General features: G+C 70.9%; 21 protein-coding genes. 4 read left to right on the top strand and 17 right to left on the bottom strand.

Features of this window, described 5'->3' with window-relative positions:
* Positions 1–19: 19 nt before the first annotated feature.
* A complete protein-coding gene (locus ACFYZ8_RS24390; RefSeq protein ID WP_359031894.1) occupies positions 20–343 on the top strand; it encodes a hypothetical protein in 324 nt (107 codons plus the stop codon).
* A gap of 65 nt (positions 344–408) precedes the next feature.
* Here the strand turns inward: ACFYZ8_RS24390 and der are convergent, their stop codons facing one another.
* The 5 genes from der to aroH all read right to left on the bottom strand — a co-directional run bounded on the left by der (position 409) and on the right by aroH (position 4,850).
* On the bottom strand, positions 409–1,887 hold the full coding sequence (der, locus tag ACFYZ8_RS24385; protein WP_389050101.1) for a ribosome biogenesis GTPase Der: 1,479 nt from the start codon (positions 1,885–1,887) through the stop codon (positions 409–411).
* A 76-nt stretch (positions 1,888–1,963) separates the two neighbouring features.
* Positions 1,964–2,551, bottom strand: coding sequence for a lysophospholipid acyltransferase family protein (locus tag ACFYZ8_RS24380; RefSeq protein WP_356593081.1), 588 nt, complete (start codon positions 2,549–2,551; stop codon positions 1,964–1,966).
* A gap of 56 nt (positions 2,552–2,607) precedes the next feature.
* The gene (gene cmk / locus ACFYZ8_RS24375; protein ID WP_359031892.1) at positions 2,608–3,294 is read right to left on the bottom strand and encodes a (d)CMP kinase; all 687 of its coding nucleotides are present in this window, start codon (positions 3,292–3,294) and stop codon (positions 2,608–2,610) included.
* Positions 3,295–3,405: 111 nt separating this feature from the next.
* Positions 3,406–4,491, bottom strand: coding sequence for a prephenate dehydrogenase (locus ACFYZ8_RS24370; RefSeq protein ID WP_388536288.1), 1,086 nt, complete (start codon positions 4,489–4,491; stop codon positions 3,406–3,408).
* Positions 4,488–4,850 carry a chorismate mutase gene (gene aroH, locus ACFYZ8_RS24365; RefSeq protein ID WP_007381029.1) on the bottom strand — a complete coding sequence of 121 codons (363 nt, stop codon included), beginning with the start codon at positions 4,848–4,850 and terminating at the stop codon, positions 4,488–4,490. Before aroH ends, ACFYZ8_RS24370 begins: the two co-directional genes overlap by 4 nt.
* A 231-nt stretch (positions 4,851–5,081) precedes the next feature.
* Between aroH and ACFYZ8_RS24360 the strand changes: the two genes are divergently transcribed.
* The 3 genes from ACFYZ8_RS24360 to ACFYZ8_RS24350 are packed head-to-tail and all read left to right on the top strand — an operon-like array spanning position 5,082 to position 6,755.
* Positions 5,082–5,744 (top strand): hypothetical protein, encoded by a 663-nt coding sequence (locus tag ACFYZ8_RS24360; protein WP_388536290.1) that lies wholly within the window; start codon positions 5,082–5,084, stop codon positions 5,742–5,744.
* A gap of 22 nt (positions 5,745–5,766) precedes the next feature.
* Positions 5,767–6,348: a DUF6529 family protein gene (locus ACFYZ8_RS24355; RefSeq protein ID WP_388536291.1), complete on the top strand. Its 582-nt coding sequence runs from the start codon at positions 5,767–5,769 to the stop codon at positions 6,346–6,348.
* Positions 6,345–6,755: a Rieske (2Fe-2S) protein gene (locus ACFYZ8_RS24350; protein WP_388536293.1), complete on the top strand. Its 411-nt coding sequence runs from the start codon at positions 6,345–6,347 to the stop codon at positions 6,753–6,755. The genes ACFYZ8_RS24355 and ACFYZ8_RS24350 overlap by 4 nt, the downstream gene beginning before the upstream one ends.
* On the opposite strand, the gene ACFYZ8_RS24345 is transcribed toward ACFYZ8_RS24350, so the two are convergent.
* From ACFYZ8_RS24345 to ACFYZ8_RS24290, 12 genes are all read right to left on the bottom strand, one after another.
* On the bottom strand, positions 6,752–7,768 hold the full coding sequence (locus tag ACFYZ8_RS24345) for an ADP-ribosylglycohydrolase family protein (RefSeq protein ID WP_388536295.1): 1,017 nt from the start codon (positions 7,766–7,768) through the stop codon (positions 6,752–6,754). The genes ACFYZ8_RS24350 and ACFYZ8_RS24345 overlap by 4 nt on opposite strands.
* On the bottom strand, positions 7,765–8,481 hold the full coding sequence (locus tag ACFYZ8_RS24340) for an NUDIX domain-containing protein (RefSeq protein WP_359031886.1): 717 nt from the start codon (positions 8,479–8,481) through the stop codon (positions 7,765–7,767). Before ACFYZ8_RS24340 ends, ACFYZ8_RS24345 begins: the two co-directional genes overlap by 4 nt.
* A gap of 77 nt (positions 8,482–8,558) precedes the next feature.
* Positions 8,559–9,092: a TIGR03086 family metal-binding protein gene (locus ACFYZ8_RS24335; RefSeq protein WP_388536297.1), complete on the bottom strand. Its 534-nt coding sequence runs from the start codon at positions 9,090–9,092 to the stop codon at positions 8,559–8,561.
* Positions 9,093–9,351: 259 nt separating this feature from the next.
* Positions 9,352–10,494: a pseudouridine synthase gene (locus ACFYZ8_RS24330; protein ID WP_359031884.1), complete on the bottom strand. Its 1,143-nt coding sequence runs from the start codon at positions 10,492–10,494 to the stop codon at positions 9,352–9,354.
* Positions 10,495–10,505: 11 nt separating this feature from the next.
* Positions 10,506–11,150 (bottom strand): SMC-Scp complex subunit ScpB, encoded by a 645-nt coding sequence (gene scpB / locus ACFYZ8_RS24325; RefSeq protein WP_359031883.1) that lies wholly within the window; start codon positions 11,148–11,150, stop codon positions 10,506–10,508.
* Positions 11,147–12,067: a segregation and condensation protein A gene (locus tag ACFYZ8_RS24320; protein ID WP_388536339.1), complete on the bottom strand. Its 921-nt coding sequence runs from the start codon at positions 12,065–12,067 to the stop codon at positions 11,147–11,149. Before ACFYZ8_RS24320 ends, scpB begins: the two co-directional genes overlap by 4 nt.
* Before the next feature lie 789 nt (positions 12,068–12,856).
* Positions 12,857–13,423: a hypothetical protein gene (locus ACFYZ8_RS24315; RefSeq protein ID WP_359031882.1), complete on the bottom strand. Its 567-nt coding sequence runs from the start codon at positions 13,421–13,423 to the stop codon at positions 12,857–12,859.
* Positions 13,408–14,535: a ParA family protein gene (locus ACFYZ8_RS24310; RefSeq protein ID WP_037899489.1), complete on the bottom strand. Its 1,128-nt coding sequence runs from the start codon at positions 14,533–14,535 to the stop codon at positions 13,408–13,410. The genes ACFYZ8_RS24315 and ACFYZ8_RS24310 overlap by 16 nt, the downstream gene beginning before the upstream one ends.
* A gap of 413 nt (positions 14,536–14,948) precedes the next feature.
* Positions 14,949–16,064 carry an alanine dehydrogenase gene (gene ald, locus ACFYZ8_RS24305; RefSeq protein WP_388536341.1) on the bottom strand — a complete coding sequence of 372 codons (1,116 nt, stop codon included), beginning with the start codon at positions 16,062–16,064 and terminating at the stop codon, positions 14,949–14,951.
* Between the two features lie 144 nt (positions 16,065–16,208).
* Positions 16,209–18,272 (bottom strand): tetratricopeptide repeat protein, encoded by a 2,064-nt coding sequence (locus tag ACFYZ8_RS24300; protein ID WP_388536300.1) that lies wholly within the window; start codon positions 18,270–18,272, stop codon positions 16,209–16,211.
* A 244-nt stretch (positions 18,273–18,516) separates the two neighbouring features.
* Positions 18,517–19,143 carry an NUDIX domain-containing protein gene (locus ACFYZ8_RS24295; RefSeq protein ID WP_388536302.1) on the bottom strand — a complete coding sequence of 209 codons (627 nt, stop codon included), beginning with the start codon at positions 19,141–19,143 and terminating at the stop codon, positions 18,517–18,519.
* 84 nt (positions 19,144–19,227) lie between these two features.
* A complete protein-coding gene (locus tag ACFYZ8_RS24290) occupies positions 19,228–20,892 on the bottom strand; it encodes a CTP synthase (RefSeq protein WP_359031880.1) in 1,665 nt (554 codons plus the stop codon).
* Positions 20,893–21,178 lie beyond the last annotated feature (286 nt).

Below are 21,178 nucleotides of genomic sequence, written 5' to 3'. Positions count from 1 at the left end.
CGGTGTCGTTTGGACATACGTGCACCCATACGACGCTCCACGCCGGTTCTCCGGCGGACCATCGGCCACGCCGATCTACGACGCGCTCTACTCCGAGTACGTCAAGACCTTCCGCTCGCTGCCGGGTGACCGCAGCGGCGAGGAGGAGCTGGGCTTCACCGCGTTCGGGAACACCCCGCACGCCTCGGGCTCGTTCAGCAGCTCGTACAGCGCCTACAGCGCCGGGGCGTTCAGCGCCCGCCAGCAGTCGCAGTGGCAGCGGGTGGGACACATCGGGCAGCAGCACACCGGGATGCACCACGTCCCGGCCGCGCTGCCCCCCGGCCCCCGCAGAGGGAACTGAGAGCAGAGGTTCCGGGACATGAGGAAGGGCGGCCCCGCTCGGGGCCGCCCTTCCTCATGCGTGCGTCACTTCTTCTTCGCGCCGCGCTTCTCGCGCACCCGCACCGAGATATGGATCGGTGTGCCCTCGAAGCCGAACTCCTCGCGCAGCCGGCGCTCGATGAAGCGGCGGTAGCCCGCCTCGATGAACCCGGAGGCGAAGAGCACGAACCGCGGCGGCTTGGTGCCGGCCTGGGTGCCGAAGAGGATGCGCGGCTGCTTGCCGCCCCGGATCGGGTGCGGGTGGGCGGCGACGAGCTCACCGAGGAAGGCGTTGAGCCGGCCGGTGGGGACCCGCGTCTCCCAGCCGGCCAGTGCCGTCTCGATCGCCGGGACCAGCTTCTCCATGTGCCGGCCGGTGCGCGCGGAGACGTTGACCCGGGGCGCCCAGGCGACCTGGCCGAGCTCGGTCTCGATCTCCCGCTCCAGGTAGTAGCGGCGCTCCTCGTCGAGGGTGTCCCACTTGTTGTAGGCGAGGACGATCGCGCGGCCCGCGTCCACGGCCATCGTGACGATCCGCTGGTCCTGCACCGAGATGGACTCGGAGCCGTCGATCAGGATGACCGCCACCTCGGCCTTCTCGACGGCGGCGGCGGTGCGCAGCGAGGCGTAGTAGTCGGCGCCCTGCTGGAGGTGGACCCGCTTGCGGATACCGGCGGTGTCGACGAACTTCCAGGTGACACCGCCGAGTTCGATCAGCTCGTCGACCGGGTCGCGGGTGGTGCCGGCCATCTCGTTGACGACGACGCGCTCCTCACCGGCCACCTTGTTCAGCAGCGAGGACTTGCCGACGTTCGGGCGGCCGATCAGCGCGATCCGGCGGGGGCCGCCGATCCCGGTGCCGAAGCTCTGCTCGGGCGCCTCCGGCAGCGCCTCCAGGACGGCGTCGAGCATGTCGCCGGTACCCCGGCCGTGCAGCGCGGAGACGGGGTACGGCTCGCCGAGCCCGAGGGACCAGAGGTAGGAGGCGTCCGCCTCACCGCTCGGCCCGTCGACCTTGTTGGCGCACAGCACCACGGGCTTGCCGGCCTTGCGCAGCAGCCGTACGACCGCCTCGTCGGTGTCGGTGGCACCCACCTTGGCGTCCACGACGAACACGACGGCGTCGGCGGCCTCGATCGCGTACTCGGCCTGCGCGGCGACGGAGGCGTCGATGCCGAGGACGTCCTGCTCCCAGCCCCCGGTGTCCACGACCTTGAAGCGGCGCCCCGCCCACTCGGCCTCGTAGGTGACCCGGTCGCGGGTGACGCCGGGCTTGTCCTCGACGACGGCCTCGCGGCGCCCGATGATGCGGTTCACCAGAGTCGACTTGCCGACATTGGGGCGGCCGACGACGGCGAGCACGGGCAGCGGACCGTGGCCGGCCGCCTCGATGGCACCCTCGACGTCCTCGACGTCGAAGCCCTCTTCCGCGGCGAGCTCCATGAACTCCGCGTACTCGGCATCGCCAAGCGCCCCGTGGTCGTGCTCCTCGCCCGAGCCCTCGGAGTGGATGTGGTCGTTCATGAAGTCCGTACCTCGTTCATCGTGGTGATCGGTGGAGTCTCCGGTGTGTCCGGTTTGATCCACTACTCAGTGTCGCCTAGCGCCCGGTCAGGCGCCTGGCGTTTTCCAGGTGACTGCTCAGCTGCTTCTGGATGCGCTCGGTCGCCTCGTCCAGCGCCTTGCGGGTGCGCCGTCCGCTGCCGTCGCCCGCCTCGAAGGGGTCGCCGTAGACGACGTCGACCCGGCTGCGCAGCGGAGGCAGCCCCTTTATCAACCGGCCCGGCTTCTCGGAGCTTCCCAGCACCGCGACCGGGACGACCGGCGCCCCGCTGCGCACCGCGAAGTACGCGAGCCCGGCCCGCAGGGAGGCGAAGTCGCCCTCGCCCCGGGTGCCCTCCGGGAAGATACCGAGAACCCCGCCGGCCTTGAGGACGTCGAGCGCCCGGGTGATCGCGCCGCGGTCGGCGCCGGAGCGGTCCACCTTGACCTGCCCGATGGCGGTCAGGAAGGGATCCAGCGGCCCGACGAACGCCTCCTTCTTGATCAGGAAGTGCGTCGGCCGGGGTGACACGCCCATGACCATCGGGCCGTCGATCATGTGGGAGTGGTTGACGGCGAGGATCGCGGGCCCGGTCGCGGGCATCCGCCAGGCGCCGAGCACCCGCGGCTTCCACAGCCCGTACATCAGCCCGACGCCGATCCGCCGCCCGACCTCGGCACCCCGCCCCGAAGGCAGCTCGCTCACTTCCCGGCCCGCTTCTCCTCGACAAGGGTCACGACGCACTCGATGACCTGCGCGAGGGTGAGCTCGGTGGTGTCCACCTCGACCGCGTCGTCCGCCTTGGCGAGCGGCGAGGTCTTCCGGCTGGAGTCGGCCGCGTCCCGCTTGATCAGCGCCTCGCGGGTGGCCTGGACGTCGGCGCTCTTGAGCTCACCGCTGCGACGGGCGGCGCGGGCCTCCGGCGAGGCGGTGAGGAAGATCTTGAGGTCGGCGTCGGGCAGCACGGTCGTGCCGATGTCTCGCCCCTCGACGACGATGCCCTTCTCGGCGGAGGCGGCGAGCGACCGCTGGAGCTCGGTGATCCGGGCCCGCACCTCGGGTACGGCGCTCACGGCGCTGACCTTGGAGGTGACCTCCTGGGTCCGGATCGGGCCGGCCACGTCGGTCCCGTCGACCGTGATCGTCGGGTTCTCGGGGTCGGTGCCGGAGACGATCTCCGCCTTCCCCGCGACGGCGGCGATCGCGGTCGGGTCGTCGATGTCGATCCCGTTGGTCACCATCCACCAGGTGATCGCCCGGTACTGGGCCCCGGTGTCCAGGTAGCTCAGCCCCAGCTGCGCGGCGACAGCCTTCGAGGTGCTCGACTTGCCCGTGCCGGAGGGGCCGTCGATGGCGACAATCACGGGCTGGGCGGCGCCGTTTTCCACGGGGGGACACCTTTCGGGTGCGGTCTGGCGAGTGGTGTGGGGGCGCGACTGTGCCCCGGACAAGGTTACTGGCTCCCCGGACCCCGTCTTACAGACGGATGATCCGGCGGATCACTGCCTGATCGCCCAGCCCCGCTCCCGCAGCGACGCCGACAGCACCGGCGCGGCCGACGGCTCCACCATCAGCTGCACCAGACCCGCCTGCTGCCCGGTCGCGTGCTCGATCCGTACGTCCTCGATGTTGACCCCGGCCCGCCCCGCGTCCGCGAAGATCCGGGCGAGCTGTCCCGGCTGGTCGTCGATGAGCACGGCCACGACCTCGTACGCCCGGGGAGCGGACCCGTGCTTCCCCGGCACCCGCACCTGCCCGGCGTTCCCGCGCCGCAGCATGTCCTCGATCCCGGAGGTGCCCTCGAGCCGCTTGGCCTCGTCGGCCGACTGCAACGCCCGCAGCGCCCGCACGGTCTCCTCCAGGTCCCCGGCGACATCGGTCAGCAGGTCGGCCACCGGCCCCGGATTCGCGGAGAGGATGTCGATCCACATCGCAGGGTCGGACGCGGCGATCCGGGTCACGTCCCGGATGCCCTGCCCGCACAGTCGTACGGCGGCCTCCTCGGCGTGCTCCAGACGCGCGGCGACCATGCTGGAGACGAGGTGGGGCATGTGCGAGACGAGCGCCACGGCACGGTCGTGGGCGTCGGCGTCCATGACCACCGGCACCGCGCGGCAGTGCGAGACCAGTTCCAGGGCGAGGTTCAGCACCTCGGTGTCGGTGTCCCGGGTGGGGGTCAGCACCCACGGCCGCCCCTCGAAGAGGTCCGCGGTGGCGGCCAGCGGGCCGGACTTCTCCCGCCCGGACATCGGATGCGTACCGATGTACGAGGAGAGGTCGAGTCCCAGCGCCTCCAGTTCCCGCCGGGGCCCGCCCTTCACGCTGGCCACGTCGATGTACCCGCGAGCGACACCCCGGCGCATGGCGTCGGCGAGCACCCCGGCCACGTGCGCGGGCGGCGCGGCGACGATCGCGAGGTCCACGGGTCCGGCGGGCGCCTCGTCCGTGCCCGCGCCGAGCGCGGCGGCCGTACGGGCCTGCTCGGGGTCGTGGTCGGCGAGGTGCACGGCGACTCCGCGCCCCGCGAGCGCGAGCGCGGCGGACGTCCCGATGAGCCCGGTCCCGATGACGAGTGCGGTCCTCACTGGGCGATGTCCTTGCGGAGGGCGGCCGCGGCACCGAGGTAGACGTGCGCGATGTCGGCGCGGGGCCGGTCGGACTCGATGTGCGCGAGAACCCGGACGACCCGTGGCATGGCGCCCTCGATGTCGAGCTCCTGGGCGCAGATCAGGGGGACGTCGACGATGCCGAGCTTGCGGGCGGCGGCGGCCGGGAAGTCGCTGTGCAGGTCGGGTGTGGCCGTGAACCAGATGCTGATCAGGTCGTCCGCGGTCAGCTCGTTCCGCTCCATGATGGCGGTGAGCAGCGCTCCGACCTGCTCGTCCATGTGGCCGGCCTCGTCCTGTTCGAGTTGGACGGCGCCCCGGACCGCTCGTACCGCCACGACATGCTCCTTGCTGATGTACTGCCCGGCTCTGTGCACGACCAGCCTAGTCAGCCCGTCCTGGCCGGGGGCGCGGCGCCCGTCCCGTGAGATGGCTTCCCAGACCGTGCCAATGTCACCCGAATGTCACAGTCCCGCTACTTGGGGTGAAAACACACCCGTGCGCCTCTGGACTCGGGGCCCCGGGTCCGCTGTGATGGCAGGAAACCCGCCTCGGGGGAGGCCCCTTACATGAAGCGTTCCGGACCGCTGCTGACACTGCTCGCGGGATTGCTGGTCGGCCTGTTCATGCTGTCGCTCAACGCCACCACGGGTGAGAAGCCCACGTCGTCCTACGTGAAGCAGTCGCCGAGCACCAAGGCGTCACCGAGCACGGCGCCCACGCGGACGACCCCGCCACCCAGCCCCACACCGTCGGCGACGCCCGTGCCCGAGGGCGTCTACACGGGCCGTACCGACGACGACTCGTCCGCGGTCGCGATCACAGTGCGGGACGACAAGGCGATCGCGTACGTCTGCGACGGCCACAACATCGAGTCGTGGCTTCAGGGCGATGTGAAGGCCGACGGCAGTCTGCGGCTCACCGGAAAGGGCGGCGCGAGCCTGGACGGCAGGGTCGAGGGGACCAAGGAGATCCGCGGCACGGCCCATGTCGGCAGCGGGGGCTACGCCTTCACCATCGGCAAGTCGAAGAAGTCGTCCGGGCTCTACCGGGCGAACAGCACGGTGGCCGGCGCGAGGATCGAGGGCGGCTGGATCGTCCTTCCGGACGGCGAGCAGGTCGGCATCCTCAAGCGCGACGGCAAGCCCTCCCCCGCGCCCGTGATCGACCCGGAGACCGGTGCGGTGACGGTCGACGGACAGCGGCTCACGGCCCGCCCGGTAACCCCCTGACCTCCGCCCGAGGGAGCCGATCATGACCGTCGACCCGAACGCGGCCACCCAGAGCTGGCCCTCCCCCGAACCCGAGCGCGGCCCAGGCCCGGCCCGCTTCCTGATCCCGGCCCTGGTCGCCGCCGCGGTGGCGGTCGCCCTGGGCGCCTACGGCAAGATCCACGACCCGGCCGGGACGGCCTTCAATCTGGCCGGCTTCAGCAGCACCGGCGCGGTGAAGTCCTGGCTCGCGACGGTCGCGTTCTTCTTCGCGCTCGTGCAGCTCGTCTCGGCCCTGATGGTGTACGGCAAGCTGCCGGGCCCGCGCTGGTCGTCCACCCTGCACCGCTGGTCCGGCCGTGCGGCCTTCCTGGTGGCGGTCCCGGTCGCGGTGCACTGTCTGTACGCGCTGGGCTTCCAGTCGTACGCATCACGCGTTCTGTGGCACTCGCTCTTCGGTTGTTTCTTCTTCGGTGCCTTCAGTGCCAAGATGCTGCTGCTCCGTTCGGAGCGCCTTCCGGGGTGGCTGCTGCCGATCGTCGGTGGGCTCGTCTTCACCGCGCTCACGATCCTCTGGCTGACCTCCGCCCTCTGGTTCTTCCGCACCTTCGGAGTCACGACATGACGCACAGCCCGACGCGGCGCACGCTCCTTCTCGCGACGGGCGCGGTCCCGCTGACCGTCGGCTGCAGCAAGTACGGCGACAGCGGCGACTCCGGGTCCAGCTCGGTGGAGGCCTCGGCCGGCACCGAGTTGGCGAAGACGAGCGAGATCCCGGTCGGCGGCGGGAAGATCTTCAAGGACGAGAAGGTCGTCGTCACCCAGCCGAAGAAGGGTGAGTTCAAGGCCTTCTCGAACATCTGCACCCACCAGGGCTGTGCGGTGACGAGCGTGTCCGGCGGCACCATCAACTGCCCGTGCCACGGCAGCAAGTTCAACATCACGGACGGCTCGGTGGCCAACCCGCCGGCCGCCGAACCGCTGCCGGAGCAGCGGATCAAGGTCAGCGGGGACTCGATCGAGCTCGCCTAGGCGTCCCAGAGCGCCCCGAGCGTCACCAGCTCGCTGCCGTACTCGATCCGGTCGGCCCACTCGACCGGCCAGGCGTCCGCGCCCAGGTGGGCGCCCGCGAAGGCGCCCGTCAGACAGGCGATCGAGTCGGAGTCGCCGGAGCTGCACGCGGCCCGCCGCAGGGCCGTCAGCGGCTCCTCGGGGAACTGCAGGAAGCACAACAGCCCGGTCGCCAGGGCCTCTTCGGCGATCCAGCCGGCCCCGGTGGCCAGACACGGGTCCTCCTCCGGCGAGGCGGTGCGCACGGCGTCGTCGAGCCGGTCGAGGACCGCCAGGCACTCGTCCCAGCCACGCGCCATGAACTGCCCGGGCGTCGCGTCCTGGCTGCGCGTCCACAGGTCGCCGAGCCAGCGGTCGTGGTAGCGGCCCCGGTTCACCACGGCGTACGACCGCAGCAGCCCGACCAGTTCGCCCGCTCCGGCACCTTGCGCGAGCAGCCGTACGGCACGCGCGGTGAGGTCGGACGCGGCGAGCGCCGTCGGATGGCCGTGGGTGAGCGCGGACTGCAACTGGGCGGCGCCCGCGCGCTGTTCGTCGCTGAGCCCGGGGACGAGCCCGACGGGCGCGACGCGCATGTTGGCGCCACAGCCCTTGGAGCCGATCTGACTGGCCTGCTGCCAGGCCAGATCGGTGCGCTCCAGCAGGTCGCAGGCCCGCAGGCAGGTGTTGCCGGGGGCCCGGTTGTTCTCCGGGGAGCGGTTCCACGCGATGAACTCCCGCCGCAGCGGCTCCGCCATCTCGGGCCCCAGCACCCCCCGGTCCATCGCCGCCCGCAGCCCTCTGCCCACGGCCAGCGTCATCTGGGTGTCGTCGCTGACGACGGCGGGCGTGCGCAGCTCCATCTCCCGCCAGGGGCCGCACTTGGCGAGGATCGACGGCACGTCGTTGAACTCGGTCGGGAAACCGAGGGCGTCCCCGAGGGCGAGGCCGACGAGCGTTCCGGTTGCGGCGCGTTGGGTCGCGATGGTGGTCATGCGGGGCGTCCTTCCGGGGACGGTCGAAGGAGAGGGGGGTGCAGGGTGGTGGCGGGTCCCGCACGGTAGAGCGCGGCCGGTTTGCCGCGGCCTCCGGTCAGCCGCGCGGCGCCGGGGACGGCCTCGACGAAGCCGGGCGTGGCGAGCACCTTGCGGCGGAAGTTGGGCCGGTCGAGGGCGGTGCCCCAGACGGTCTCGTACACCTGCTGGAGCTCGCCGAGGGTGAACTCGGGCGGGCAGAAGGCGGTGGCCAGGCAGCTGTACTCGAGCTTGGCGCCGACGCGTTCGTGGGCGTCGGCCAGGATGCGGTCGTGGTCGAAGGCGAGCGGTCCCGCCTGGTCGTACGGCACCCAGCGGGCGTCGGCCGCGTCGCCGCCGCCGTGCGGCCGGGGAGGGTCGGGCAGCAGTGCGGCGAACGCGACGGAGACGACCCGCATCCGGGGGTCGCGGTCGGGCTCGCTGTAGGTCCGCAGCTGCTCCAGATGCAGCCCGGAGAGGTCCGGCAGCCCGGTCTCCTCGGCGAGTTCGCGCCGGGCCGCGGTCTCCGCGGACTCGTCCGGGTGCAGGAAGCCGCCGGGCAGTGCCCAGCGTCCGGCGTACGGCTCCTGCCCCCGCTCCACGAGCAGCACACGCAGGGCGCCTTCGTCGACGGTGAGGACGGCGAGGTCGACCGTGACGGCGAAGGGTTCGTGGGCGTACTTGTCGTAATCCACCGCACTCGCCCCCTTCATGGTCGCCAGGACTAATAGTCATGACGACTATAAAGAGCGCGCCAGTGTTCCACAAGTCTTCAGAGGCGCCGGCCCAGGAAGGCGAGCAGCCGGGTCCCGTCGGGCGCACGGGACGGCACGGCGACCGGCTCGGCGAACCGCACGCCCCGGTCCTCCTCGCCCACCACGCACCGGGCGACGGCGAGGAGTTCGGCCGCGAGGCCGTCCGGAACGGGCCGGGGCCGTCCGCAGGACCGGGCCACGTCCCACCCGTGCACGGTGATCTCGACCGCGCCGACCGCGGCCATCACCCGCACGTCCAGCGGGCGTTCACCCACCAGCACGTCCTCGGGCGGCCCGGCGGCCCAGGCGCCGAGCACGGCACGCGCGCGCGTACGGAAGCCGCAGACCCGGTCGGTGTGCGGGAGCAGCCCGATCCGGCCGCCGCTCAGCCCCTCGTACAGCGCGTCCAGGGAGTCGTCGAGATGACCGAGCAGCTCGCCCAGATTCCACTCGCCGCATGGGGTGCCCCTGCCGAGGCCCACCTCCCGCGCCTCCGCCACACTGCCCAGCGCGTAGGCGAGCGAGCGCTCCAGCAGCTCCCCCGCGCTCACGACAGCACCGCCGCCGGACCGCCGCAGAGGCCCCTCGGCGGCCTCGCGGGGACCTCCCGGGCCCCGGGGGCCCCGATGGGCCGCGAAGGCCGCACAGGGCCCTCCAGCGCTGCCGAACGCCTCTGCTCACCGATCCCGGTTCTCGCGTCCATCCCCACTCCCTCCGTCACGGAGACAGACCGCCGGGAGGGCGAAAACGCATCGGCCGGTTCCGGAGAACTCCGGAACCGGCCGCACGCACACGCGTAGGGAGGCGGGACTACAGGTCGACTTCCTTCATCAGCATGCCGACCTCGGTGTTGGACAGCCGCCGCAGCCAGCCCGACTTCTGGTCGCCCAGGGTGATGGGGCCGAAGGCGACCCGCACCAGCTTGTCGACCGGGAAGCCGGCCTCGGCGAGCATCCGGCGGACGATGTGCTTGCGCCCCTCGTGGAGGGTGACCTCGACGAGGTAGTTCTTGCCGGTCTGCTCGACGACCCGGAAGTGGTCCGCGCGCGCGTACCCGTCCTCCAGCTGGATGCCGTCCTTGAGCTGCTTGCCCAGGTCACGCGGGATCGGGCCCACGATGTGCGCGAGGTAGACCTTCTTCACGCCGTACTTGGGGTGGGTCAGCCGGTGGGCCAGCTCACCGTGGTTGGTGAGCAGGATGACGCCCTCGGTCTCGGTGTCGAGCCGCCCCACGTGGAAGAGCCGCGTCTCCCGGTTGGTGACGTAGTCCCCGAGGCACTGCCGGCCCTCGTTGTCCTCCATCGTGGAGACGACACCGGCGGGCTTGTTCAGCGAGAAGAACTGGTACGACTGCGTCGCGACCGTCAGGCCGTCGACCTTGACCTCGTCCTTCTCCGGGTCGACCCGCTTGCCCTGCTCCAGCACGATCTCGCCGTTGACCTCGACCCGCGCCTGCTCGATGAGCTCCTCGCAGGCCCGCCGCGAGCCGTAGCCCGCGCGCGCGAGGATCTTCTGGAGCCGCTCGCCCTCCTGCTCGGCGCCCGGGAAGGTCTTGGGGAGCTTCACGTCCTTCTTGCCGGCGTACCGCTCCCGGTTGCGCTCCTCGGCGCGGGCGTCGTACTCACGGGAACTCGCCGGCGCCGTACGTCCGCGCCCGGTGCCCTGGCCCTGCTTCGGGCCGCCCTTGGCGCCGCCCCGCGCGGAGGCACCACGCCCGGACTTGGGTCCTTCGTGGGTGCCGCCGGGGCCCACGTCGTAGCGGCGCTCCTCGGGGCGGGGCTTCTTCGGCCGGCCGCCCTGCTTGTCGTCGCGGTCGTTGCCGGCACCGCGGTAATTACCGCGACCACCGGTGCTGCCGCCACGCCCACCGCTGCTCCCGCCGCGGCCGCCGCTGTTGCCACCACGGCTCCCGCCGTTGTTTCCGCTGCTGTTCCTGCCGCTGCTGCTTCGCATCAAGTTTCCGTCTAGTCGTCGTCTGTGTCCTCGGAATCCGGAGCGTCCGGATCGAACGACGGTACGGCTTCCTGGGTCTCGGCCTCGATCGCCTCCGCCTCAGGGAGGAAGGGCGCGAGCTCCGGGAGCTCGTCCAGACCGCGCAGGCCCATCCGCTCCAGGAAGTAGTTCGTCGTCACGTACAGGATCGCACCTGTTTCGGGTTCCGTGCCCGCCTCCGCCACCAGACCCCGCTGGAGGAGGGTGCGCATCACACCGTCACAGTTCACTCCGCGCACCGCGGAGACCCGGCTTCGGCTGACCGGCTGGCGGTAGGCGACCACCGCGAGCGTCTCGAGCGCCGCCTGGGTGAGCCGGGCCTGCTGCCCGTCCAGGACGAACCGCTCCACGGCCGGGGCGTACGCGGCCCGGGAGTAGAAACGCCAGCCGTTCGCGACGTGCCGCAGCTCGAAACCGCGCCCCTGAGCGGCGTACTCGCCCGCCAGCTCCCTGAGCGCCCTGGTGACCTGCCGCTTGGGCCGCTCCAGGATCTTCGCCAGGTGCTCCTCGGTCGCGGGCTCATCCACGACCATCAGGACGGCCTCCAGGGCCGGCTTCAGTTCGAGGTCGGCGACGCTCGGCAGCCCCGCCGGGACCTCGGTGGTCTCCTCGCTCACGCCTTGTCCTCCTTGGGCGGCTCTGGCGCTCGGTCGAACTCGTCGGTCACCATCGGCTCGGCCTCGCCCGCGCCACCGGTCCACCGCACCATCAGCTCCCCGAGCGCGGTCTCCTGGTCCAGCGCCACGGCCTTCTCCCGGTACAGCTCGAGCAGCGCGAGAAACCTGGCCACGACGGTCAGGGTGCCGTCGGCGTCCTCCACCAGCAGGCGGAAGCTGGCCTCACCGAGCTCCCTGAGCCGTGCGACCACGATCCCCGCCTGCTCCTGGACGCTGACCAGAGGCGCGTGGATGTGGTCGACGTACACCTGCGGCTTGGGCTTGGGCTGCATCGCCTTCACGGCGAGCTTCGCGAACCCCTCGGGCCCGATGCTGATGACGACCTCGGGCAGCAGCTCGGCGTGGTGCGGTTCCAGTCCGACGGTACGGGGGTAACGCCGGGCCTCCTCGTCGAGCCGCCGGTTGAAGATGTCGGCGATCTGTTTGTACGCGCGGTACTGGAGCAGCCGCGCGAAGAGCAGGTCCCGGGCTTCGAGGAGCGCCAGGTCGGCCTCGTCCTCCACCTGCGCGGCGGGCAGCAGCCGAGCCGCCTTGAGATCGAGGAGGGTGGCGGCCACGACGAGGAACTCGGTCGTCTCGTCCAGGTCCCAGTCCGGCCCCATGGCCCGGATGTACGCCATGAACTCGTCGGTGACCTTGGAGAGCGCGACCTCGGTCACATCCAGCTTGTGCTTGGAGATCAGCTGGAGGAGCAGATCGAAGGGCCCCTCGAAGTTGGCGAGCCGAACCTTGAACACCCCGCCGGACTCGCTGTCCTCCGGTGGAATCGTCCCTGCCTCCGCAGCTTCGCCCTCCGCGCCGCCAGCCTCGGCTTCCGCAACCTCAGCGAACGCGGCTGCGGCTCTCGCGGCCTTGATCTCTGCGCCCGCAGCCGCCGCGGACTCGGTACCCGCAGGCTCGCTCCCCGCAGGCTCGGTCTCCGCACCCGCGGCCGACGCGACCTCGGCTTCCGCGCACTCGACCTCCGCGCCCCCAGCTTCCGCGGACTCGGTACCCGCGAGCTTGGTCTCTGCGGGCTCGGTCTCCGCGACCCCAGCCTCCGCGGACTCGGTACCCGCGAGCTTGGTCTCCGCGACCCCAGACAACGCGGACTCAGCCAAAGCGGCTGCGACTTCCGCCGACTCGATATCCGCGGACTCGGTACCCGCGAGCTTGGTCTCCGCGACCCCAGCCTCCGCGGACTCGGTACCCGCGAGCTTGGTCTCCGCGACCCCAGACAACGCGGACTCAGCCAAAGCGGCTGCGCCTTCCGCCGACTCGATATCCGCGGGCTCGACCTCCGCGACCCCAGCCTCCGCGGACTCGGTACCCGCGAGCTTGGTCTCTGCGGCCTCGACCTCCGAGCCCTCAGCCTCCGCGACCTCGGCATTCGCGCCCTCGGTCTCCGCGACCCCGATGCCCGCGACCCCAGCCGCCGCTCCCGCGAACTCGGTCTCCGCAACCTCAGCCACCACGACCTCGGCTTCGGCGCCCTCAATCTCCGCGGCCTCGATCTCCGGCTGCTCCGAGACCGGCCCGGCCTCGACCTCCGCCTCCGTGACCGGCTCGACCCGCGGAGCGCCCCGCCCCAGCACACGCCGGCGGCCGGCAGCAGCGCCGGGGCCGGGGGGAACGTCGTTCGAGGTCATAGCCCTCGCAGGCTACCGCTACCGCCCACGCAGTCGGCGTACGAGGATGCTCGCGTCCCCGCGGGACTCCAGATCCGCCAGCACCACGGCGACCGCCTCGCGCACGATCCGCCCGCGGTCCACCGCCAGCCCGTGCTCACCCCGGAGCACCAGGCGCGCGTGCTCCAGATCCATGAGCTCCTCGGCCGAGACGTACACGGTGATCTTCTCGTCGTGCCGCTCCCGCCCACTGGGCCGCCGCGAGGGAGAGCGTCCGCGCTTGCCCCGGGGTTGCCCGGCTTCGGAGGCAGAACCTTCCTGCGCCCCTCGACCACGCGCGGAGCGCTCCGCGGCCCGGCTGCGGGACTCGCCCTCCTCGGAGCCGTCGGCGTCGGCCGCCACATGTTCGGCGCCGTCGCCGTCCCCGCCCTGTGCGGGCACGGACTGCGGCGCGTCCTCGGCCGCCACCGCGTCGGACTCCCCCGCGGGAGCCGGCACCCGGGCCTCGCCGTTGGCCCCCCGCCGGGGAGTGGACGCCTGGAGCGCCATCCCCCCTGTCGTACGGAACAGTTCGTCGGCCCCCGGCAGACTCACTCGGCGTGACACCGGGCGAGCACCTCCCTGGCGAGCTGGCGATAGGCGGCGGCACCGACGGAGTTGGAGGCGTACGTGGTGATCGGCTCACCGGCGACCGTGGTCTCCGGGAAGCGCACCGTGCGTCCGATGACCGTGTGGTAGACGTGGTCGTCGAACGCCTCGACCACACGGGCCAGGACCTCACGGCTGTGGACCGTGCGAGAGTCGTACATCGTGGCGAGGATCCCGTCGAGCTCCAGCTCAGGGTTGAGCCGCTCCTGGACCTTCTCGATGGTCTCCGTCAGCAGTGCGACACCACGCAGGGCGAAGAACTCGCACTCCAGAGGCACTATCACCTTGTGCGCGGCCGTCAGGGCGTTGACCGTGAGCAGGCCGAGCGAGGGCTGACAGTCGATCACGATGTAGTCGTAGTCGGCCATGAGCGGCTTCAGGGCCCGCTGCAATGTCGACTCGCGGGCGACCTCGGAGACCAGCTGGACCTCCGCCGCCGACAAGTCGATATTGCTGGGCAGCAGGTCCATGTTGGGGACCGCGGTCTTCAGCAGGACCTCGTCGGCCGCCATGCCCCGCTCCATGAGCAGGTTGTAGACGGTGAGGTCGAGCTCCATCGGGTTGACACCGAGACCCACCGACAGCGCGCCCTGCGGGTCGAAGTCCACGAGCAGCACACGCCGGCCGTACTCCGCGAGCGCGGCACCCAGGTTGATGGTCGACGTCGTCTTGCCCACGCCGCCCTTCTGGTTGCACATCGCGATGATCTTCGCGGGGCCGTGATCGGTCAGCGGGCCCGGGATCGGGAAGTACGGCAGCGGGCGTCCGGTCGGGCCCACGCGCTCACGGCGCTGGCGGGCCGCGTCGGGCGCGAGCGTGGCCGCGTACTCCGGATCCGGCTCGTACTCGGCGTCGGGGTCGTAGAAGTGCCCCTCGGGCAGTTCGTCGTAGTCGGCGAAGTGGTTGTGGGGCGCGCCACTTCCGTCGCCGGCCATGGCGTTCACGTGATGGCCATCCATGCTGTGGTGTGCTGTCCGCACGGTCTGCGGACTCTGGTGGGCTGCGAAGGTGCGCACCGCGACGGAGCCGACAGCCTCGAACCCTGCGGGGCTCTGGGCCCCGGCAGGCATTCCTGGTTGACCACCCCCGGGAGAAAATGTCGACTCATTCACAAGTCGTCTTACCTCCTTGGTGACCAGGAAACTTCTAGACAAGGTCAGCGTGGCACCGTGCCGACGGTTGGCGACTCTATGGCGTGTCGGGTGTTCACAGCAACACAATCCGCCGGACCCGGCAGGATGTGTCGGCAATGAAACATCCCGCTGTCAAGGGCGTACGGCAGTCGCACGGCAGGTTTCGCCGGTGTACGAATCGGCTCAAGGGTTACGTTCGACGCGAGTTGACCGAGAGTCGCAAAGTGACCATACACACATCCGGCCGGACCTTGTGGGGCAAGGTCCGGCCGCATGTGCCTCGTTGACGCGCCTTGTTGACGTATCGCCTTTACGAAAAGGTGACTTAGCTATCAGCCCAGGTCACGGACTCAGCCGAGCAGCGTCTCGAGCTCGGTGTGCTCCAGACCGTGCGCCTCCGCGACCTCCCGGTAAACGACCTTGCCGTCATGGGTGTTGAGGCCCTTCGCCAGCGCGGGGTCGCGGCGCAGCGCCTCCACCCAGCCCCGGTCGGCGAGTTCGACGATGTAGGGCAGGGTCGCGTTGGTGAGCGCGTAGGTGGAGGTGTTGGGGACCGCGCCCGGCATGTTGGCGACGCAGTAGAAGACCGAGTCGTGCACCTGGAAGGTCGGCTCGGCGTGGGTGGTCGGCCGGGAGTCCTCGAAGCAGCCGCCCTGGTCGATCGCGATGTCGACAAGGACACTTCCGGGCTTCATCCGGGAGACGAGCTCGTTGGTGACCAGCTTCGGGGCCTTGGCGCCCGGGATGAGCACCGCGCCGATCACGAGGTCGGCATCCAGGACGGCCTTCTCCAACTCGAAGGCGTTGGACATGATCGCCCGGACCTTGGTGCCGAACACCTTGTCGGCCTCGCGGAGCTTGTTGATGTCGCGGTCGAGCAGCGTGACGTGGAAGCCCATGCCGACGGCGATCTGCGTGGCGTTCCAGCCGGAGACACCGCCGCCGATGACGACGGCCCGCGCGGGCTGGGTGCCGGGGACGCCGCCGGGCAGGACACCGCGGCCGCCGACCGAGCGCATCAGGTGGTAGGCGCCGACCTGCGGGGCGAGCCGGCCCGCGACCTCGGACATCGGGGCGAGCAGCGGGAGCGCGCGGGAGGGCAGCTCGACCGTCTCGTAGGCGATCGCGGTGGTGCCCGACTCGATGAGCGCGTCGGTGCACTCCTTGGAGGCGGCCAGGTGCAGGTAGGTGAAGAGCGTCTGGTCCTTGCGGAGGCGGTGGTACTCCTCGGCGACGGGCTCCTTGACCTTCAGCAGCAGGTCGGCGGTGGCCCACACCTCGTCGGCGGTGTCCAGGATCTGAGCGCCCTCGGCGACGTACTCCTCGTCCGGGATGGAGGAGCCGACGCCGGCGCCCCGCTCGATGACGACCTGGTGGCCGTGGCGCACCAGCTCGTGCACACCGGCGGGGGTGATGGCCACCCGGAACTCGTTGTTCTTGACCTCGCGGGGGATGCCGACCTTCACGTGGATCACGGTCCTTGGCTCAGAGTGTGTGGGGCAATACAACACATACCCGGGCATGCGTGAGCACACCAGGAGACACCGCAGGAGAAGGTGCGGCAGAGCCAGTCTAATGAAGGTGTTCCCGCTGTCTAGCCTTTCATTGCATCAATCTTCAGCGGGTGTACTACGGATTTCGCAGGCGTCAGCATCGTGTTTCGGGTCTTCGGCCTGCTCCGCCCCGGGTTCCTCCTGGGAAAGCTCCTCCCCCAGCAGCCGCTCGGCGGCGCCGCGGTGCAGCTGGGCGGCGGCGGGATCGCCCAGGCGGTCCAGCGTGTCCGCGAGCCGCAACTGGAGCGCGGCCTGCAACCGGACGTCCTCGGCGCGCCTCGCCCAGTCCACGGCCTCCTGGCAGGTGCGCAGGCACTCCTCCGGGCGTCCGGCGTACTCCTGGACCCGGGCGAGCTCGCTCAACGCCCGTGCGTGCGCCCCGACATCACCGTTCTTGCGGTGCCCGGCGAGGGCGGCCCGCCAGTTCCTCACCGCCTCGCCGTAGCGGCCGGCGTAGGTGTGCGCGGCGGCGATACGGCCGTACAGCCGGGCGGCCTCGGCACGCTCGTCCCGGGCAAGCCGCTGGGCGAGGGCCCGGCCGAACCAGTCGGCGGCCCGGTCGTAGTCCCCGAGCTCCAGATGCGCGCCGCCTACGGATTCCATCGCGCGGGCGGCCGCATACGGGTCGTTCGCCTCCCGTCCCGCGTCCAGGGCCGCCCGGTAGCGGGCCAGCGCCTCCCGGGTGCGGCCGGTCTGGGCGTCCAGGTCGGCGAGGTTCAGCAGGGCGGCGGCCTTCTCCCGGGGCAGGGCGCGCCGCTCGGCCACGTCGAGGACGAGGCCGTGGATGCCGTAGAGGTCGGGGGCGGCGGCCTTCATGCCGAAGTGGGCCACCATCGTCCGCACGAGCTGCGACATCAGGCGCCGGGCGAGGGTGTCCAGCTCCCCGTCGGCGACCGCGAGGCGGGCCGCCGCGAGCAGGGCCGGCCTGCGGATGCGCAGCCAGTCCTCGGCGGCCCGGGGGGTCGGGAAGCGCACGGAGGGCGGCATGCCCTGGAGCTTCTCGCGGGCGTCGGGGCTGTCGGTCTCGGTGATCGCGCGCGAGGACTGGAGCAGCCGTACGGTCCGCTCCAGCATGCGGGCGCGGGCCAGCTGGAGTTCGGCCGGCCGGTCCTGGGTGTCCGCGAGGGCCTTGAGCAGGGGGTACAGGCAGCCCGGGACCTCGTACTGCGGCAGCGGTGAGTCCACGGCGTGCAGCAGGCCGAGGGCGACGAAGTCGTCCAGGGTGGAGCGGGCGCCGTCCACCGAGCAGCCGGCGAGCGCGGAGGCGGTGTGCGGGTCGACGAGGCCGGCCGGCGCGAGGGAGAGCAGGCGCAGCATCCGGGCGGCAGGGGTGGGCAGAGAGGCGTAGACGAGCTTGAAGACCCGGCTGAGCGGGCCGGTCTCGTCACTCTCCGCATGCAGCTGCTTGCCCAGATCGGCGACGGCCGCCTGGGGACGGGCGGCGAGCCAGCCCCCGGCCAGCATCAGCGCGGCGGTGTGTCCCTGGCACTCCTCGACGAGACTCTCGGCGGCACGCGGGTCGACGGTGATGCGGACCGACCCGGTGTGCCGGGTCAGCAGCTCCAGCGCGGACTTGGTGTCCAGCCCGCCGAGCGTGCACGGCCGGACGTCCGTGATCCCGGTCAGCGGACCTCCCGAAACGGCCACGACCAGGCACTCCGGGGTATCCGGAAGCAGGGCGTCCACCTGTTCCGCGGCCACCGCGTCGTCGAGCAGGACGAGGGCGCGCCGGTCGGCCAGGGCCTCGCGCAGCACCGCCGTGAGGTCGTCCTCGGCGGCTCCGGCGGGTGCCGGCACGTCGAGTGCGGCGAGCAGTTCACGGGCGGCGTCCGCGACCGGTACGGGGGTGCCGTCGGGCTCGCTCAGCCGGACGCGCAGCACCCCGTCGTCGTAACGCTCAGCGACCGTCCGGACGAGTTCCTCGGCGAGCGCGGTCCGGCCGGAGCCGGGGCGCCCCGCGATGAGCAGCACACGCGCGCGGGGTGCCTTCCGGCCGGAGAGCGTGTCCAGTCCCGCCCGCTCGATGTCGGCGAGCAGTTCCTTCAACTCCCGCGTCCGCCCCAGGAACTGGCCTTCGCCGGACAGCCGTACGCCGCCTGCGTCCACCGCCTGATCCGTCACGGGCCACACTCCCGTCCCACCGCACGCGCAAAGCCCGCCGGTGACCCCGGTTCGGGCCTTTCAGAGCCTAGTTCACCCTGTGCAACGTTCCTGGCAGAGCGCGGCGGTGACGGGTACAGAGTCCCCTGATCGGATCAACAGATCGTAGGACCTACTCAGGGGCGCGGGGAACTGCGCGACGAGCCACAACGCGACCGTCACCCCGCGACGAACCGCAAGAGCAACGGCGCGACCCGAGCAACGGTCACGCCTCGAACGGCCGCGCAGGCCACTCCGCCTCAGCCGGCCGCAACCCGTCCAACCCGCCGGAGGCCCGCGCCGCGACCAACGACAGAACCCCCACCACCAGGCAGTTGTTGTGGAGTTCCCCCGCCAGAACCCCCCGCACAAGCTCGGGCACGGACACGCGCGCGTACTCCAGGTCGATCTCCTCGTGCTCGACCTCGAAGCGCTCGCCGTCCGCCTCGGACAGTCCCCGGGCGAGGAAGATCCGGATCGCCTCGTCACAGCCACCGGGCGAGGTGTAGACGTCCGTCAGCACCCGCCAGTCCTCCGCCTTGACGTGCGCCTCCTCGTACAGCTCCCGCTGGGCCGCGTGCAGCGGGTTCTCCCCCGGCACGTCGAGGAGCCCCGCCGGGATCTCCCACAGCTTCTGCCGTACGGGATGCCGGTACTGACGGATGAGCAGGACCCGGTCCTCGTCGTCGAGGGCGAGGACGGCCACGGACCCGGGGTGGACCTGGTAGTCGCGGCCGACCACCGAGCCGTCGGGCATGACCACCTCGTCCGTGCGCACGGAGGTCTTGTTGCCCACGAAGGGGGTCTTCGTCGCCCGGATCTCCCACTCCTCGGGAGCGTCCTTGATCGTCATGCCCTGTCCTTCCCCACGTGCATAAAAGAAGCCGGGGCACCCGCCTTTGAATGCGCGCGCCCCGGCCACCGTACAACTGTCGTGCTACTTGGAACTCTGCCGCTCCACCGCCGCCTTCACCAGGCCGGCGAACAGCGGGTGCGGCCTGGTCGGACGCGAGCGCAGCTCGGGGTGGGCCTGCGTGGCGACCAGGTACGGGTGGACGTCGCGCGGGTACTCGACGTACTCGACGAGTTTGCCGTCCGGCGAGGTGCCGGAAAACAGGATGCCCGCCTTCTTTTCAAGCTCCGCGCGGTAGGCGTTGTTCACCTCGTAGCGGTGCCGGTGCCGCTCCTCGACGTACTCCTTGCCGTCGTACACCTCGCGGACGATGGAGCCCTCGGCGAGCTTGGCCGGGTACATGCCGAGCCGCATGGTGCCGCCCATGTCACCCTCACCGGCGACGATGTCGAGCTGCTCGGCCATGGTGGAGATGACCGGGTGGCCGGTGGCCGAGTCGAACTCGGTGGAGTTGGCGTCCGGGATGTCGGCGAGGTTGCGCGCGGCCTCGATCACGATGCACTGCAGGCCCAGGCAGAGACCGAGCAGCGGGATCTTGTTCTCGCGGGCGTACTTGATCGCGCCCACCTTGCCGAGCACACCGCGGTCGCCGAAGCCGCCCGGGATGCAGATGCCGTCGACGTCCTCGAGCTGCGCCTTCGCGCCGGCCGGGGTCTTGCAGTCGTCGGAGGTGACCCACTTGATCTTGACGCGGGCCTTGTTGGCGAAGCCGCCCGCGCGCAGCGCCTCGGTGACCGAGAGGTAGGCGTCGGGCAGGTCGATGTACTTGCCGACCAGGGCGAGGGTGATCTCGTGGTCGGGGTTGTGGACGCGGTCGAGCAGGTCGTCCCAGGTCGTCCAGTCCACGTCCCGGAACGGCAGGTCCAGCTTGCGGACGACATAGGCGTCCAGGCCCTCGCTGTGCACGGTCTTGGGGATGTCGTAGATCGAGCGGGCGTCGGGACAGGCGACCACGGCGGCCTCGTCGACGTCGCACATCAGCGAGATCTTGCGCTTGATGGCGGTCGGTACTTCGCGGTCGGACCGCAGCACGATGGCGTCCGGCTGGATACCGATGTTGCGCAGGGCCGCAACCGAGTGCTGGGTCGGCTTCGTCTTCAGCTCTCCCGAGGGGCCGATGTACGGCAGGAGCGAGATATGGACGACGAAGACGTTGTCACGGCCGACCTCGTGACGGACCTGGCGGACCGTCTCCAGGAACGGCAGCGACTCGATGTCGCCGACCGTGCCGCCGACCTCCGTGATGACGACATCGACCTCGTCGGTCGCCATACGCCGGATGCGGTGCTTGATCTCGTTGGTGATGTGCGGGATGACCTGCACGGTGTCGCCCAGGTACTCGCCGCGGCGCTCCTTGGCGATCACCGTGTTGTAGACCTGGCCGGTGGTGACGTTGGCGGAGCCGTCGAGGTCACGGTCGAGGAAACGCTCGTAGTGGCCGATGTCCAGGTCGGTCTCGGCGCCGTCGTTGGTGACGAACACCTCACCGTGCTGGAAGGGGTTCATCGTGCCCGGGTCGACGTTGAGGTACGGGTCGAGTTTCTGCATCACGACGCGCAGGCCCCGCGCCTTGAGCAGCATGCCGAGGCTGGAGGCCGTCAGTCCCTTGCCGAGCGAGGAGGCGACACCCCCAGTGACGAAGATGTGCTTGGTCGTCGTGGCTGTGCTGTTTCGAAAAGCAGCGGTCATGGCCAAGAGGGGGCTCCCGTGGTCGCGATCTTGAGGTGCGGTTCGGGGGTCAGACGCCCACCGGTCCACGGGCTACCAGGGTATCAGCGCCTCGGGGAGATGGCTTCCGGCCACGCTCCGCACACACGCCGACACGGACGCACACGAGGACACCTGTTTCTCACCCGTTGCTCACCCGTTCGGCCCAGCCGCGTTGCCCGGAGCGGCACACAGATCATCTACGTGCGTCGTATCCTGCTCGGACACTCACTGCCGAGCCAGGCCGGAAACACGGGACCACCCCACC

The sequence above is a fragment of the Streptomyces sp. NPDC001668 genome, from assembly GCF_042893155.1.
GTDB lineage: Bacteria > Actinomycetota > Actinomycetes > Streptomycetales > Streptomycetaceae > Streptomyces.
This window is presented reverse-complemented; position numbering and strand designations above follow the sequence as displayed.